The organism is Streptomyces sp. NPDC006516, from assembly GCF_040611875.1.
Lineage (GTDB): Bacteria > Actinomycetota > Actinomycetes > Streptomycetales > Streptomycetaceae > Streptomyces.
On the sequence record NZ_JBEXPD010000001.1, the window covers coordinates 144,071 to 157,406 of the forward strand.

A 13,336-nucleotide genomic window follows, 5' to 3' on the forward strand; every position below is an offset into this window, starting at 1 on the left:
GCCCCCGGACCAGGTGGTCCGGGGGCCTTCGAAGAGGGCGGAGGCGCCTACTTCGTGAGGTCCTCCTCGATCTTCTCCTCCTCCTCCAAGGGCTCCCGCCCAGGGGTCTGGAGATTGAACTTCGTGATCGCGAACCGGAAGATCGCGTAGTAGACGACCGCGAAGCACAGCCCGATCGGGATGATCAGCCAGGGTTTCGTGTCCAGATGCCAGTTGACGACGTAGTCGATCAACCCCGCCGAGAAGCTGAACCCCGCATGCACCCCGAACGCCCAGGTCACGCCCATCGACACACCGGTCAGGATCGCGTGCACCCCGTACAGCAGCGGGGCGACGAAGAGGAACGAGAACTCCAGCGGCTCCGTCACCCCGGTCACGAACGACGTCAGCGCCACCGACAGCATCAGGCCGGACACTTCCTTGCGCCGCTCCGGACGGGCACAGTGGGCGATGGCCAGCGCCGCGGCCGGCAGGCCGAACATCATGATCGGGAAGAAGCCCGAGGTGAACTGTCCCGCCGACGGGTCCCCGGCGAAGAACCGCGAGATGTCGCCCTGGACCGTGCCGCCGTCGTCGCCGGTGAACTCGCCCGCCTGGAACCAGAAGAATGTGTTCAGGAACTGGTGCATACCGATCGGGATCAGCAGCCGGTTGGCGAAACCGAAGATCGCTGCACCCCATGCGCCCAGATCGATCAGCTGCTTGGCGAACCAGGTCAGCGCGTCACCCACCGGCTGCCACAGCAGGCCGAACAGCACGCCCAGGATCACGCAGAGGAACGCCATCAGGATCGGGACCAGGCGTCGGCCGTTGAAGAAGCCGAGCCAGTCGACCAGCTTGGTGCGGTGGTAACGCTGCCAGACCACGGCGGTCAGCAGGCCGATGATGATGCCCCCCAGCACCCCGGGGTTCTGCGGCACCCCGTCCGGCGTCGCCTCGGTCACCGTGTCGTCCACCGGGAAGGCCGCCAGCACGCCCCGGTACACGAGGAAGCCGACGACGGCGGCGAGCGCCGTCGAGCCGTCCGCCTTCTTGGCGAAGCCGATCGCGACACCGATGCAGAAGAGCAGCGGCAGGCCCACCTCCCCGTCGAGGATCGCCGTACCGCCGTTGAGCAGGACCTTCGCGAACTTGTCCCAGAAGGCGCCGTGCAGCGAGGAGTCGAAGAGGTTGCCGAGGCTGACGAGAAGGCCCGCGGCGGGCAGTACGGCCACCGGCAGCTGCAGGCTGCGGCCGACCTTCTGCAAGCCCTGGACCGGCCCGTTCCACCATTTCCGCTGCGGTTGTGTCGCCGCGTTCGAACTCATCGGCATCCTCCCGGAACACGCCAGGTTTGGCGGTCGTTGCAAACTGGTGTAGACCAGTTGCGATACGGTGCGGAGCCCGGCCGGAAGGCAGGGCGCCGGTGATCGTCATCATTGGGGACAGCGCGGTTACCCGCCCGTGAAGTTGGGCCAACCGTGCGTTACCGTGACGAAACGGACCCACGGTGGGCCGCCCCACGCACGCACAGACCAGGGAGAAGGACATGGCCAGCAAGGCTGAGAAGATCGTCGCCGGGCTCGGCGGTATCGAGAACATCGACGAGATCGAAGGCTGCATCACCCGCCTCCGCACCGAGGTCCACGACCCCAGCAAGGTCGACGAAGCCGCGCTCAAGGCCGCCGGAGCCCACGGCGTCGTCAAGATGGGCACCGCGATCCAGGTCGTCATCGGAACCGACGCCGACCCCATCGCCGCCGACATCGAAGACATGATGTGACCGGCTGACCCCGCCGGCCCACCCACGTCCGCACACAGGCCCCCTCCCCGCCCCACCGGCCCGGAGCGGGGCCTGCGCTGCACCCGCCACACACACCCGCACCCGCGCCCGCGCATGCCGGCCACGCGCGCCCGCGCACACCACCGCACACGCCCGCGCCGCGCGCCCCGCCATACACCCGCCGCGCACCCGTCATGCACCCGAACGGACCCCGCCGCCACAGCCGATAGGCTCGGCGCCATGTCTCGTATCGACGGCCGCACCCCCGAACAGCTCCGACCCGTCACCATCGAACGCGGATGGAGCAAGCACGCCGAAGGCTCCGTACTCATCTCCTTCGGCGACACCAAGGTCTTCTGCACCGCCTCCGTCACCGAAGGCGTCCCCCGCTGGCGCAAGGGCAGCGGCGAAGGCTGGGTCACCGCCGAGTACTCCATGCTGCCCCGCTCCACCAACACCCGCGGCGACCGCGAATCCGTACGGGGCAAGATCGGCGGACGCACCCACGAGATCAGCCGCCTCATCGGCCGTTCCCTGCGCGCCGTCATCGACTACAAGGCCCTCGGCGAGAACACCATCGTCCTCGACTGCGACGTCCTCCAGGCCGACGGCGGAACCCGCACCGCCGCCATCACCGGCGCCTACGTCGCCCTCGCGGACGCCGTCGCCTGGGCCCAGGGCAAGAAGATCATCAAGCACGGCCGCAAGCCCCTCACCGGCACCGTCGCCGCCATCAGCGTCGGCATCGTCGACGGCACCCCCCTCCTCGACCTCTGCTACGAGGAGGACGTCCGCGCCGAGACCGACATGAACGTCGTCTGCACCGGCGACGGCCGCTTCGTCGAGGTCCAGGGCACCGCCGAGGCCGAACCCTTCGACCGCGCCGAGCTCAACGCCCTCCTCGACCTCGCCACCGCCGGCTGCGCCGACCTGGCCAAGCTCCAGGAAGCGGCACTCGCCCGCACACTCGGCGAGTAAAGAAGCAACCAAATACGCAGCGCACAGCGTCGTAACGAGTACGGGCGCACGGGTCGAACCGTGCGTCCGTCCACGTATCCGCCCCCGGGGAGGGACCGCACCATGGCCTCGCGCCGCCACCACCGCACCGCACTCGCCGTCACGGCCACCCTGCTGACCCTCACCGCCGCCGCTGGCTGTGGCGCCGTTGACAAGGCCCTGGACTGCGTCCGCACCGCCGACGCCATCGCCACCAGCGTCGACAACCTCCAGCAGGCCATATCCACCGCCTCCGACGACCCGACGCAGGCGACCGAAGCCCTGGACCAGATCGACAAGGAACTCGACAACCTCGGCGACACCACGGACAACGCCGACCTGGGCAAGGCCGTCGACGACCTCCAGACCGGCGTCACCAACGTCCGCGACTCCATCCAGAAGGGCGACGCGACGCCCGACATCACCCCGGTCACGGACGCCGCCACGGAGATCGGCAAGGTCTGCACCCCGTAGCAGGCAGCGATAATCGACGCATGACGCGTCTGATCCTCGCCACCCGCAACGCCGGGAAAATCACCGAACTCCACGCGATCCTCGCCGACGCGGGTCTCACCCACGACCTCGTCGGCGCGGACGCGTATCCCGACATCCCCGACGTCAAGGAAACCGGCGTCACCTTCGCCGAGAACGCCCTCCTCAAGGCCCACGCCCTGGCCCGGGCCACCGGCCACCCCGCGATCGCCGACGACAGCGGCCTCTGCGTCGACGTACTCGGCGGGGCCCCCGGCATCTTCTCGGCCCGCTGGGCCGGAGCCCACGGCAACGACAAGGCCAACCTGGACCTGCTCCTCGCCCAGCTCGGCGACATCTCCGACCCCCACCGCGGGGCCTACTTCGCCTGCGCCGCGGCCCTGGCTCTCCCCGACGGCACGGAACGCGTGGTCGAGGGCCGCCTCGAAGGCACCCTGCGCCACGCCCCGGCAGGCGGCTACGGCTTCGGCTACGACCCGATCCTCCAGCCGGAGGGCGAGACCCGGACCTGCGCGGAGCTGACCCCGGCGGAGAAGAACGCGATCAGCCACCGCGGCAAGGCGTTCCGGGCGCTGGTGCCGGTGGTGCGGGAACTGGTGGGGTGAGCCACCCAGCACGGAAACGACCTGCGAATCGAACCTTCGATTCGCAGGTCGTTTGTCGTGCGGCGGAAGGGATTCGAACCCTCAAGCCCTTTCACGGGCCACAGATCCTAAGTCTGCTGTGTCGCCATTGCACCACCGCCGCTAGCCGCCTGTCATCGTACCGGGCGGGCTGTGGAGGTGGTAAGCGAGTATCAGCGGTGTGCCGTCCGGCCTCCGCCCCCTCGGCACCACGTGGTCGTGATCGCGTGGCAGTTCGGGCACAGTAGCCGCAGGTTTTCGGCGCGGTCATCGCTCCAGTCGCCGTTGATGTGGTCGATCTCCAGGGTGATCGGAAGTCCACGCCAGACCGGATCCGTGCCGCACCCGTCACATTGCTCGGGTACACCGATCTCGGAGAGGGCTCGACGCAACAGCCCGGTCCTAGTGCGGCGCCTGCCTTCGTGCTTGACGAGCAGATCCTCGGGGCGCCTGGTGGGCGTCGGGGCGGGCCTGCCGCGCTGGTGTGCCTGGCCCAGGAAGTGGGAGGTCGTCATGCCTTCTTGCGCGATCCACTGGCGTAGGAGCTTTCGTTGGTGACTGTTGTCCCTGCGCCCCAGCGTGCGCAGCAACTCCGCCAAGGAGTGGGAGCTTGCCACGGCCTCGCCGAGCCTGGCCCGGGTCGGACGTGAGGCGACCGTGTCGGAACGGCGGTGGTCGAAGTGGGAGACGTCGATTCCGTAGTGGCCGAACCGGCGTAGCAGATAGCGGCGGAGCTGCTGGCGCGGATGAGTACCGAAGAAGGCTATGACGTCGTCGATGTTCGAGCAGCGTGCCGCAGCTTCGATCAGCCGCTCACGGGTGTACTGCTTGCGCTCGGTCATCGACTTGCACGTCCCGCGCGGCGTCCCTTGCTGCGACCGCGATATGTGTCGGTGGTCGAGTGGCAGTTCGGGCACAGGAGCCGCAGATTCTCCAGACGGTTGTCGCGCCAGATTCCGTTGATGTGGTCCACCTCGAGCGGCAGTGGGAGACCTTGCCAGATCGGTTCGGTCCCGCACAGGGCGCACCGCTCCACGATGCCGAGTTCTGACATGGCCGCCTTGAGCCGGACGCCGGGAATGCGACGAGCGTGCGGTGCCGCGTCTTCCACCAGCAACATCTCGGGAGTGCGGCGACGCTGCTTCATTCCAGCCCTGGAAGGCCGAGTGAAGTGCGTGGTGTCGATGCCGTACGTCCTGATGCGGCGGGTGATGTTCGTGTGGTGGCCCCCCACCGCTTCGAGGCCGAGTCGATGGAGTACCTCATACAAGCTGTTCGACACGGCCACCACTGGTTCGAGGATCTCCCTGGTCCACCGAGCACCCTCACGCTCGAAGTGACCGGTGCTGATGCCCATCTTCTTCATGCGGTCGAGGAGGTATCGCCGCGACGAGCTCTTCGGGTCCACCCCGAGCTTCGTCAGCGCCTCCGAGAGTGTCCGTGACGACGAGGCCGCTTCCATGAGGCGCTCTCGCGTGTACGGGCTTACCGGCATGTCCCCTCCGCATCCGGCCGCGCGTTCGCGGCCTCGTACGGAGCAACGAACCGTTAATCGGATGATCACGTCCGCAATGCGATGAGATGTGGAAGGGCCCGTACCGCTTCGTGGCGGTACGGGCCCTTCCGGGGGGACGGGGGTCAGAACTTCGGGTCCGGGCTCTGGGCGTGGACCAGTTCCGCCGCTTCCTCCTCCGTCTCGACCGAGGGAGGTGAGCCGGCCAGGGGCTTGTTCGCCGTCTCCTTCATGCAGGCCACGGCGATCACGCCGACCAGCGCCGCCGCCATGGCGTAGTACGCCGGCATCAGGTTCGAGCCGCTCCAGCTGATCAGGGCGGTGATCACCAGCGGCGTCGTGCCGCCGAAGATCGAGGCCGAGAGGTTGTAGCCGACCGACAGGGACCCGTAGCGGACGTTCGTCGGGAAGAGTGCCGGGAGCGCGGCGGACATGGTGCCCAGCATGCAGACCAGTGAGAGGCCCAGCATCAGCATGCCGATGATGATCGCCGGGATGCTGCCCTGGCGGATCAGCAGGAACGCCGGCAGCGACAGGAACAGGAAGCCGAGCATGCCCGCCATCAGCAGGGGCTTGCGGCCGAAGCGGTCCGAGAGCTTGCCGAACTGGCTGATGATCAGCATCAGGAACACCATGACGCCGAGCAGGATGAGCAGCCCGTGGGTCTCGCTGTAGCCGAGCTCGTCGGAGAGGTACGTCGGCATGTACGAGAGCAGCATGTAGTCGGCGATGTTGTACGCGCCGACGAGGGCGATGCAGAGGATGAGAGTCGGCCAGTACTGGCGGAAGATCTTGGCGAGGTCGCCCTTGGCCGTGGTCTCGACGTGGTCGGCGGCTTCGGTGGCGTGGGTGGTGCCGCCCTCCAGCTTCTGGAAGGCCGGGGTCTCGTCGAGGCGGAGTCGCAGGTAGAGGCCTACGAGGCCGAGGGGTCCGGCGACGAGGAAGGGGATGCGCCAGCCCCAGGACTCCATCTGGGGGTCGTCCAGGAGGGCGTAGAGCAGGGTGACGAGTCCGGCGGCGCCGACGTATCCGGCGAGTGTGCCGAATTCGAGGAAGCTGCCGAAGAAGCCGCGGCGCTTGTCGGGGGCGTATTCGGCGATGAAGGTGGACGCGCCGCCGTATTCGCCGCCGGTGGAGAAGCCCTGGAGCATGCGGAAGAAGATGAGCAGGACCGCGGCCCATACGCCGATGGTGCCGTGGGAGGGGATGAGTCCGATCGCGAAGGTGCCGATCGCCATGAGGATCATGGTGAGGGCGAGGACCTTCTTGCGGCCGATCTTGTCGCCCATGGGGCCGAAGAACATGCCGCCGAGGGGCCGGACGAGGAAGGCCACGGCGAAGGTCGCGAACGACGAGAGGAGCTGGGTGGTGTCGTTCCCGGAGGGGAAGAACACGTGCCCGATGGTGACGGCCAGGTAGGAGTAGATGCCGAAGTCGAACCACTCCATGGCGTTACCGAGTGATGCCGCCTTGACCGCGCGCTTGACCGCCTGGTCGTCGGTGACGGTGATGTCGGTCCGGCGGAGGCGGGGGTTCTGGCGTTTTCTGATGGCCCGGAAGAGCGCGGGGTGGCGTTTGACCGCTTCAGGGTCGGCCGCCTGGTGGGGGTCGGAGGCCGCCATGGCCGGGTCCTTTCGTCGAACGGTGTTCCAGGAAAGGCTTCTGCGCGGTCTTGGCGTCTGCAAACCGGATCGGCTGGTGAATGCGATCTCGCTCACAGCATGTTTCGGCCAGGACCCCCACGAATCCGGCCTCAGACGGCGAGGTCCTTGAGGATCTTGGCCACGTGGCCTGTCGCCTTGACGTTGTAGAAGGCCCGCTCCACCTTGCCCTCTTCGTCGACGACGATCGTGGATCGGATGACGCCCGTCACCACTTTGCCGTAGAGCTTCTTCTCGCCGTAGGCGCCGTACGCCTCCAGGGTTTCCTTGGAGGGGTCGCCGACCAGGGTGACCTTGAGGTTCTCCTTCTCGCGGAACTTGGCGAGCTTCTCCGGCTTGTCGGGCGACACGCCGATGACGTCGTATCCGGCTGCGGCGAGGACGTCGAGGTTGTCGGTGAAGTCGCAGGCCTGCTTGGTGCAACCGGGGGTAAGAGCGGCGGGGTAGAAGTAGACGATGACCTTGCGGCCCTTGTGGTCCGCGAGCGAGACCTCTTTTCCGTCGGCGTCCGGAAGGGTGAAGGCGGGGGCGGGGTCGCCGGTCTGCAGTCGCTCGCTCATGTCTCTCCTCGAGTGGCGCACGGAGTGTGTGGCACCGAGCGTAATAGGGGGTGCCGCCGGGTGGAGGAGCGGCCGAGCTGACAGACTGTCGATGAAGGTTTACCCGACGACGACCACGGAGGCGGCGCAGTGTCGGATACCAGGACCCCTGCGCAGATCGAGGCGGACATCATCAGCAGGCGTGCGCAGCTTGCGGTGGTGCTGGACGAGATCGGGGTGCGGGTGCACCCGAAGACGATGATCGGTGACGCGAAGGCCAAGGTCGCGTCGACGGTGGACCGGACGGCCGGGCGTGCGTTCGTCGCGGTGAACCGGTCGGTGTCGGACGTGAAGGCGCAGTTCGTGGGCGAGGACGGTAAGCCGCGGCTGGCGAGGGTGATTCCGGCGGCGGTGGTGGTGGCCGGCGCGGTGGCCCTGCTGACGGTCTCGGTGCGGGGCAGGAAGCGCTGAGGGCCGTTTCGGGTCGGCCCTGGGGCGTGCTCGGTGCCTCGGGGCAGGTAGGTTTCGGGTCGTGAGCGACAACGGCATGAGCAACACCGACGACAAGCTGCCGATCCGGATGCTGCACGATCGTGTGCTGGTCCGGTCCGATTCGCCGGAGGGCGAGCGGCGGTCGGGCGGGGGCATCCTGATTCCGGCGACGGCTGCGGTCGGCCGGCGGCTGGCGTGGGCCGCGGTGGTCGCGGTCGGTCAGAACGTGCGGACCGTGGAGCCGGGTGACCGGGTGCTGTACGACCCGGAGGACCGGGCCGAGGTCGAGGTCCGTGGTGTGGCGTACGTGCTGATGCGCGAGCGGGATCTGCACGCTGTGGCGGCGGACCGCTTCGAGGGTTCGGTGGATTCGACCGGGCTGTATCTGTAGGCGGTAGTGGCGAGAGGGCCCGGTGACGGTTGTCACCGGGCCCTCTCCCTGTTTGTTGCTACGGTGGTGTGACCCCGACGAGACGCGCCGTACCGGGTTTCCGCAAAGACGACGCACCCGTGTTGTTCGCGTGTTTCGTCGTGGAGGTGCTGTCGTGGCGTGGGTTCTGCTGGTCGTGGCCGGTCTGCTGGAAGTGGGCTGGTCGATCGGGATGAAGTACACCGAGGGGTTCACCCGTTTGTGGCCGAGTGTGTTCACCGGTCTGGGGATCGTGTCCAGCATGGTGTTGCTGTCGCATGCGGCGAAGACTCTGCCGATCGGGACGGCGTACGGGGTGTGGGTCGGGATCGGTGCGGCGGGTGCGGCGGTGCTGGGGATGGTGGTGCTGAACGAGCCGGTGACGGCCGCCCGTATCTTCTTCGTCTGTCTGTTGCTGGTGGCTGTGGTGGGTTTGAAGGCGACCTCGGGGCACTGAGGGGTGTCCCGGCGTCGGGGCGGGGCTCAGGGGCGGACCGGGAGGTGCGCGGGCGCCGTGTCGCTGGTCCGCTCGTTCCCGGTCGGCCTGTGCTCGGTCCGCCCGTCCTGCGTCCTGCTGCCGCCGGTTCGGCCGTCTTCGGCTCGCGCGCCTTCTTTCCGGCCCCGCTCTGCCCTGTCGCCGCTCGTCCTGTCACCGCCGGTCGTGTCACTGCCGGGGTGGCTGTCGTCGGTGGTGCCGGGTCCCTGGCCGGTGGTGGTGCGGGCGGGTGCGTCCGCGTGGGTGGCGGTGCCGGGTTCCTGGCGGTCGCGGGTCGTGCCGGAGGTGGCGTCCGGGGTGCGTGACCGGGTGCCGTCCTGGTCCTCGCGGGAGCTCTCGCGGCCCGGTGGGTCGTCGCTCTCCCCGGCCTCCTCGGTGTCGCCTCCTTCCGCTTCCTCGGTGTCCTCGTCCTCTCCCGTGCTCTCGTCGGGGTCGGGCTCCTCCGGGCCTTCGTCGGCCTCCAGCTCGAACGCCTGCACCGCGCTGCCTTCCAGGGCGGCCCGGGTGTAGGCGGCCCAGGTCTGGGCGGGGGCCCCGCCGCCGTTCATGCGGGCGAGGCCGAGGGCTCCGTAGAGCGGTTTCTGGACGCCGGTGTCGGGGTCCTGACCCATGACGGCGATGACGGTGGCGAGGTCGGGGGTGTAGCCGGCGAACCAGGCGGCCCTGTCCTCCTCGGCGGTGCCCGTCTTGCCCGCGGCGGGGCGGCCCGCGGCCAGGGCGGCGGTGCCGGTGCCGCCGTCGACGACGCTGCGCAGGACGGAGGTGGTGGTGTCGGCGGCTTCGCGGCTGATGGCCTGCCGGGTCTTCCGTGCGGGGAGGTCCAGCTCGGTGCCGTCCTTGCTGATCCTGGCCACGAGCGTGTGGGGGCGCTGCCTGCCGTGGTCGGCGAGGGTGGCGTAGGCCGAGGCCATGTCGACGGCGCTGGCGGTGGCGGGGCCGAGCGCGATGGAGGGGGAGGCCGTGAGGTCGGGGGTGTCCTGGGGGATGCCGAGGGCGATCGCGGTGTCCTTGACCTCCTGGGGGCCGACGTCCTGGGCCATCTGGGCGTAGACGGCGTTGACGGATTTGTCGGTGGCCTCGCGGACGGTGATGGAGCCGTAGTCGACGTCGTCCTCGTTGGCGGGGGAGTAGCCGGTGGACCCGGTGGAGCTCTGGACGGTGCGTTCGTTGGTGCCGTCGTAGCGGGTGTTGGGGGTGATGGCCCGGTCCTTCTGGGTGGTGGACCCGTTGGCGAGGGCGGCGGCGAGGACGAACGGTTTGAAGGTGGATCCGACCTGGTAGTCGCGGCGGGTCGCGTTGTTGACGAACTGCTTGGTGTAGTCGATTCCGCCGTAGAGGGCGACGACGTGGCCGTTGGCGGGGTCGATGGAGGCGCCTCCGGCGCGGACGTTGCGGTCGGCCGCGCGGTCGTCGCTGGTCTTGGAGAGGACGTTGTCCTTGACGGCTTCGACGAGGGCGTCCTGCTTCTTCTGCTGGAGTGTGGTGGTGATGCGGTAGCCGCCGGTGGCGAGGGTGTCCGCGTCGATGATCTTGTTGGCGGCGAGGTAGTCCTCGACCGCCTGGACGATGTAGCCGCGCTGGCCGGAGAGTGCGGTGGCGGGCTTGGCCTTGTCGGGGACGGGGAAGGTCATCGCGTCGCGGTCGGCGGCGCTGAGCCAGTCGTGCTTGACCATGCCGTCGAGTACGTAGTCCCAGCGGGCGAGGACGGCTTTCTTGTTCTCGGGGTGGGCGACGACGTCGTACGAGCTGGGGGCGTTGAGCAGGGAGGCGAGGTAGGCGCCTTCGCCGGCGTCGAGGTCCTCGACGTCCTTGCCGTAGTAGGCGTGGGAGGCGGCCTGGATGCCGTAGGCGTTGCGTCCGAAGTAGCTGGTGTTGAGGTAGCCCTCGAGGATCTCGTCCTTGCTCTTCTCGCGGTCGAGCTTGATGGAGATGAAGAACTCCTTGGCCTTGCGGATGACGGTCTGTTCCTGGCCGAGGTAGTAGTTCTTGACGTACTGCTGGGTGATGGTGGAACCGCCCTGCCTGCCCTTGCCGGTGACGGTGTTCCAGCCGGCGCGGAGGGTGGCCTTGATGTCGATGGCGTCCTCGGAGTAGAAGTCCCGGTCCTCGGCGGCGAGTACGGCGTGCTGGATGGTGGGGGGGATGCGGTCCAGCGAAATCTTCTCGCGGTTGATCTCACCGTCCCGGGCGATGACGGTCTTCCCGTCCGCGTACACGTAGACGTTGGCCTGTGCGGTCGCGGCGGCGTTGGCGGCGGGGATGTCGATCATCTGGTATCCGGCGATGAAGCCGCCGACGAGGAGGAGGGCGAGGAGGAGGACGCCGCCGAGGACCATGCGCCAGGTGGGGATGATCCGGCGCCAGCCGGTGCGCTTGGGCCGCTTGGGGCGTTTTGTGCGCCCCTTGGTGGCTGTTGCGCCGTCCGGGCGCTGGGGGTCGGGGGTGGCGGCCGCAGTCGAGGCGTCCCGGGGGGCCCAGCCTTGAGGGGGCTGCTGACCAGGGTCTCCGCCGTGCTGCGGTGGCTCGTGGTTCATGAGTGGGAGGCTCCTCGACTGCGGATGATTATCCCATAGTGCACTTTTCGGACGGATAACCCTCGGAACCGGCGCAGCGGAAATGGGGTCGCGGCGCTGAGGGGCCGTCGACTAGGGTCGTGCGCTTTGGGCCAGGAGAGGGGGGCGGGGTGCGGCTCTATGCAGTGGTGGCGGCCGGGGGGTTCCGGCGGTACGCCACGTACCGGGTGGCCACGCTCGCGGGGGTGTTCACCAACACCGTCTTCGGTTTCATCATGGCGTACACCTACATCGCCCTGTGGGACGAGCGTCCGCACCTCGGCGGGTACGACATGTCGCAGGCGCTGACCTATGTGTGGCTGGGTCAGGCCCTGCTGATGACCTGCGCGATGATGGGCGGCGGCTTCGAGGACGAGCTGATGGAGCGGATCCGTACGGGTGACATCGCGGTCGATCTGTACCGGCCCGCCGATCTGCAGCTGTGGTGGATGGCGGGGGACCTGGGCCGGGCCGCGTTCCATCTGCTGGGCCGCGGGATCGTGCCGATGGTGCTGGGCGCGCTGGCCTTCGATCTGGCGCTGCCGGACTCCGCGTGGACCTGGCTCGCGTTCCTGGTGTCGGTGGCGCTGGGGGTGGTGGTGAGTTTCGCGGTGCGTTTCCTGGTGGCGTTGTCGGCCTTCTGGCTGATGGACGGGGCGGGGGCGATGCAGATCGCCTGGCTGGCCGGGCTGTTCTTCTCCGGGATGCTGCTGCCGCTGAATCTGTTCCCCGGCGCGCTCGGCGACGTGGCCCGCGCACTGCCGTGGTCGTCCCTCTTGCAGGTGCCGGCCGATGTGTTCCTCGGTACGTACGCGGGCTGGGATCTGGCGGGGGCGTACGCCTTCCAGACCGGCTGGGCGGTGGCGCTGCTGCTCGCGGGTCGGCTTCTGCAGTCGGTGGCGACCAGGAGGGTGGTGGTCCAGGGTGGCTGAGGCCGGGGTGGAGGGCGCCGTCGCCGCGGAGCCGGGGATCGTCTTCGCCGAGCGCTCGCGGGGGGTCGAGGGCGTGCGGGCGTACGGGCTGATCGTGGCGATGTGGCTGCGTTCGACGATGGCGTACCGCGCGTCGTTCGTGATGACGGCCGTGGGGAACTTCGTGGCGACGGGCTTCGACTTCGTCACGATCATGCTGATGTTCACGCACGTCGACGTGCTGGGCGGCTTCACGCTGCCGGAGATCGCACTGCTGTACGGGACGTCGGCGACCGCGTTCGGGCTGGCGGACCTGGTGCTGGGCTCGATGGACCGGCTGGGGCGGCGGGTGCGGGACGGGACGCTGGACACCCTGCTGGTGCGTCCGGTCCCGGTGCTGGCGCAGGTGGCCGCCGACCGGTTCGCGCTGCGGAGGCTGGGGCGGATCACGCAGGGGCTGCTGGTGCTGGGCTATGCGCTGCTGGTGCTGGACATCGAGTGGACGCCGCTGAAGGTCGCGATGCTGCCGATGATGGTGCTGAGCGGGGCGGCCGTGTTCGGGGCGGTGTTCGTGGTGGGGGCGGCGTTCCAGTTCTTCGCGCAGGACGCCTCCGAGGTGCAGAACGCGTTCACGTACGGCGGGACGACGTTGTTGCAGTATCCGCCGTCGGTGTTCGCGAAGGACCTGGTGCGCGGGGTGACGTTCGTGGTGCCGCTGGCGTTCGTGAGCTGGCTGCCGGCCCTCTACGTGCTGGGCCGGGACTATCCGCTGGATCTGCCGCGGTGGGTGGCGTTCCTGCCGCCGCTGGTGGCGGTGGGGTGCTGGGTGCTTGCGGGTCTGGCGTGGCGGGTGGGGCTTCGCTCCTACCGCAGTACGGGAAGCTGAGGAG

The 13,336-nt window shown here is 68.7% G+C and carries 15 protein-coding genes, 1 tRNA gene and 1 riboswitch; of the genes, 9 read left to right on the top strand and 7 right to left on the bottom strand.

Going from position 1 to position 13,336, the window contains the following annotated elements:
- Positions 1-47: 47 nt before the first annotated feature.
- A complete protein-coding gene (locus ABZY45_RS00610; RefSeq protein WP_356734630.1) occupies positions 48-1,307 on the bottom strand; it encodes a PTS transporter subunit EIIC in 1,260 nt (419 codons plus the stop codon).
- A 182-nt stretch (positions 1,308-1,489) separates the two neighbouring features.
- Here ABZY45_RS00610 and ABZY45_RS00615 point away from each other — a divergent pair, with 182 nt between their 5' ends.
- The 4 genes from ABZY45_RS00615 (at position 1,490) to rdgB (ending at position 3,855) form a co-directional block, all read left to right on the top strand.
- Entirely contained in the window at positions 1,490-1,762 is a 273-nt protein-coding gene (locus tag ABZY45_RS00615; protein WP_078597797.1) for a PTS glucose/sucrose transporter subunit IIB, read from the top strand.
- 240 nt (positions 1,763-2,002) lie between these two features.
- Entirely contained in the window at positions 2,003-2,740 is a 738-nt protein-coding gene (rph, locus tag ABZY45_RS00620) for a ribonuclease PH (protein WP_356734632.1), read from the top strand.
- A 102-nt stretch (positions 2,741-2,842) separates the two neighbouring features.
- Positions 2,843-3,232: a hypothetical protein gene (locus ABZY45_RS00625; protein WP_356734634.1), complete on the top strand. Its 390-nt coding sequence runs from the start codon at positions 2,843-2,845 to the stop codon at positions 3,230-3,232.
- 20 nt (positions 3,233-3,252) lie between these two features.
- The gene (gene rdgB / locus ABZY45_RS00630) at positions 3,253-3,855 is read left to right on the top strand and encodes an RdgB/HAM1 family non-canonical purine NTP pyrophosphatase (protein ID WP_356734636.1); all 603 of its coding nucleotides are present in this window, start codon (positions 3,253-3,255) and stop codon (positions 3,853-3,855) included.
- A 58-nt stretch (positions 3,856-3,913) separates the two neighbouring features.
- Here the strand turns inward: rdgB and ABZY45_RS00635 are convergent.
- From ABZY45_RS00635 to bcp, 5 genes are all read right to left on the bottom strand, one after another.
- Positions 3,914-3,997, bottom strand: a tRNA-Leu gene (locus ABZY45_RS00635).
- 49 nt (positions 3,998-4,046) lie between these two features.
- Entirely contained in the window at positions 4,047-4,715 is a 669-nt protein-coding gene (locus ABZY45_RS00640) for an HNH endonuclease signature motif containing protein (RefSeq protein WP_356734638.1), read from the bottom strand.
- Positions 4,712-5,368: an HNH endonuclease signature motif containing protein gene (locus ABZY45_RS00645; protein ID WP_356734640.1), complete on the bottom strand. Its 657-nt coding sequence runs from the start codon at positions 5,366-5,368 to the stop codon at positions 4,712-4,714. The genes ABZY45_RS00640 and ABZY45_RS00645 overlap by 4 nt, the downstream gene beginning before the upstream one ends.
- A 143-nt stretch (positions 5,369-5,511) precedes the next feature.
- The gene (proP, locus tag ABZY45_RS00650; protein ID WP_356734642.1) at positions 5,512-7,008 is read right to left on the bottom strand and encodes a glycine betaine/L-proline transporter ProP; all 1,497 of its coding nucleotides are present in this window, start codon (positions 7,006-7,008) and stop codon (positions 5,512-5,514) included.
- A 131-nt stretch (positions 7,009-7,139) separates the two neighbouring features.
- A complete protein-coding gene (bcp, locus tag ABZY45_RS00655) occupies positions 7,140-7,607 on the bottom strand; it encodes a thioredoxin-dependent thiol peroxidase (protein WP_356734644.1) in 468 nt (155 codons plus the stop codon).
- 129 nt (positions 7,608-7,736) lie between these two features.
- Between bcp and ABZY45_RS00660 the strand changes: the two genes are divergently transcribed.
- The 3 genes from ABZY45_RS00660 to ABZY45_RS00670 all read left to right on the top strand — a co-directional run bounded on the left by ABZY45_RS00660 (position 7,737) and on the right by ABZY45_RS00670 (position 8,944).
- Positions 7,737-8,057, top strand: a complete 321-nt coding sequence (locus ABZY45_RS00660) for a DUF3618 domain-containing protein (protein WP_356734646.1) — start codon at positions 7,737-7,739, stop codon at positions 8,055-8,057.
- A gap of 76 nt (positions 8,058-8,133) precedes the next feature.
- Positions 8,134-8,469, top strand: coding sequence for a co-chaperone GroES (locus ABZY45_RS00665; protein WP_033298980.1), 336 nt, complete (start codon positions 8,134-8,136; stop codon positions 8,467-8,469).
- A gap of 52 nt (positions 8,470-8,521) precedes the next feature.
- Positions 8,522-8,587: riboswitch (guanidine-III (ykkC-III) riboswitch) on the top strand.
- A gap of 36 nt (positions 8,588-8,623) precedes the next feature.
- Positions 8,624-8,944 carry a multidrug efflux SMR transporter gene (locus ABZY45_RS00670; RefSeq protein WP_356734648.1) on the top strand — a complete coding sequence of 107 codons (321 nt, stop codon included), beginning with the start codon at positions 8,624-8,626 and terminating at the stop codon, positions 8,942-8,944.
- Positions 8,945-8,970: 26 nt separating this feature from the next.
- Here the strand turns inward: ABZY45_RS00670 and ABZY45_RS00675 are convergent, their stop codons facing one another.
- Positions 8,971-11,517, bottom strand: coding sequence for a transglycosylase domain-containing protein (locus ABZY45_RS00675; protein WP_356734650.1), 2,547 nt, complete (start codon positions 11,515-11,517; stop codon positions 8,971-8,973).
- Between the two features lie 149 nt (positions 11,518-11,666).
- Here ABZY45_RS00675 and ABZY45_RS00680 point away from each other — a divergent pair, with 149 nt between their 5' ends.
- Entirely contained in the window at positions 11,667-12,467 is an 801-nt protein-coding gene (locus tag ABZY45_RS00680; protein ID WP_356734652.1) for an ABC-2 family transporter protein, read from the top strand.
- 7 nt (positions 12,468-12,474) lie between these two features.
- A complete protein-coding gene (locus ABZY45_RS00685) occupies positions 12,475-13,332 on the top strand; it encodes an ABC transporter permease (protein ID WP_356736516.1) in 858 nt (285 codons plus the stop codon).
- Positions 13,333-13,336 lie beyond the last annotated feature (4 nt).

Bases quoted from the DNA above. Each gene is read 5' to 3' on its own strand.
- ABZY45_RS00610 (WP_356734630.1), bottom strand. From the start codon at position 1,307: ATGAGTTCGAACGCGGCGACACAACCGCAGCGGAAATGGTGGAACGGG.
- rdgB (WP_356734636.1), top strand. From the start codon at position 3,253: ATGACGCGTCTGATCCTCGCCACCCGCAACGCCGGGAAAATCACCGAA.
- rph (WP_356734632.1), top strand. From the start codon at position 2,003: ATGTCTCGTATCGACGGCCGCACCCCCGAACAGCTCCGACCCGTCACC.
- proP (WP_356734642.1), bottom strand. From the start codon at position 7,008: ATGGCGGCCTCCGACCCCCACCAGGCGGCCGACCCTGAAGCGGTCAAA.
- ABZY45_RS00665 (WP_033298980.1), top strand. From the start codon at position 8,134: ATGAGCAACACCGACGACAAGCTGCCGATCCGGATGCTGCACGATCGT.
- ABZY45_RS00625 (WP_356734634.1), top strand. From the start codon at position 2,843: ATGGCCTCGCGCCGCCACCACCGCACCGCACTCGCCGTCACGGCCACC.
- ABZY45_RS00675 (WP_356734650.1), bottom strand. From the start codon at position 11,517: ATGAACCACGAGCCACCGCAGCACGGCGGAGACCCTGGTCAGCAGCCC.
- ABZY45_RS00640 (WP_356734638.1), bottom strand. From the start codon at position 4,715: ATGACCGAGCGCAAGCAGTACACCCGTGAGCGGCTGATCGAAGCTGCG.
- ABZY45_RS00645 (WP_356734640.1), bottom strand. From the start codon at position 5,368: ATGCCGGTAAGCCCGTACACGCGAGAGCGCCTCATGGAAGCGGCCTCG.
- bcp (WP_356734644.1), bottom strand. From the start codon at position 7,607: ATGAGCGAGCGACTGCAGACCGGCGACCCCGCCCCCGCCTTCACCCTT.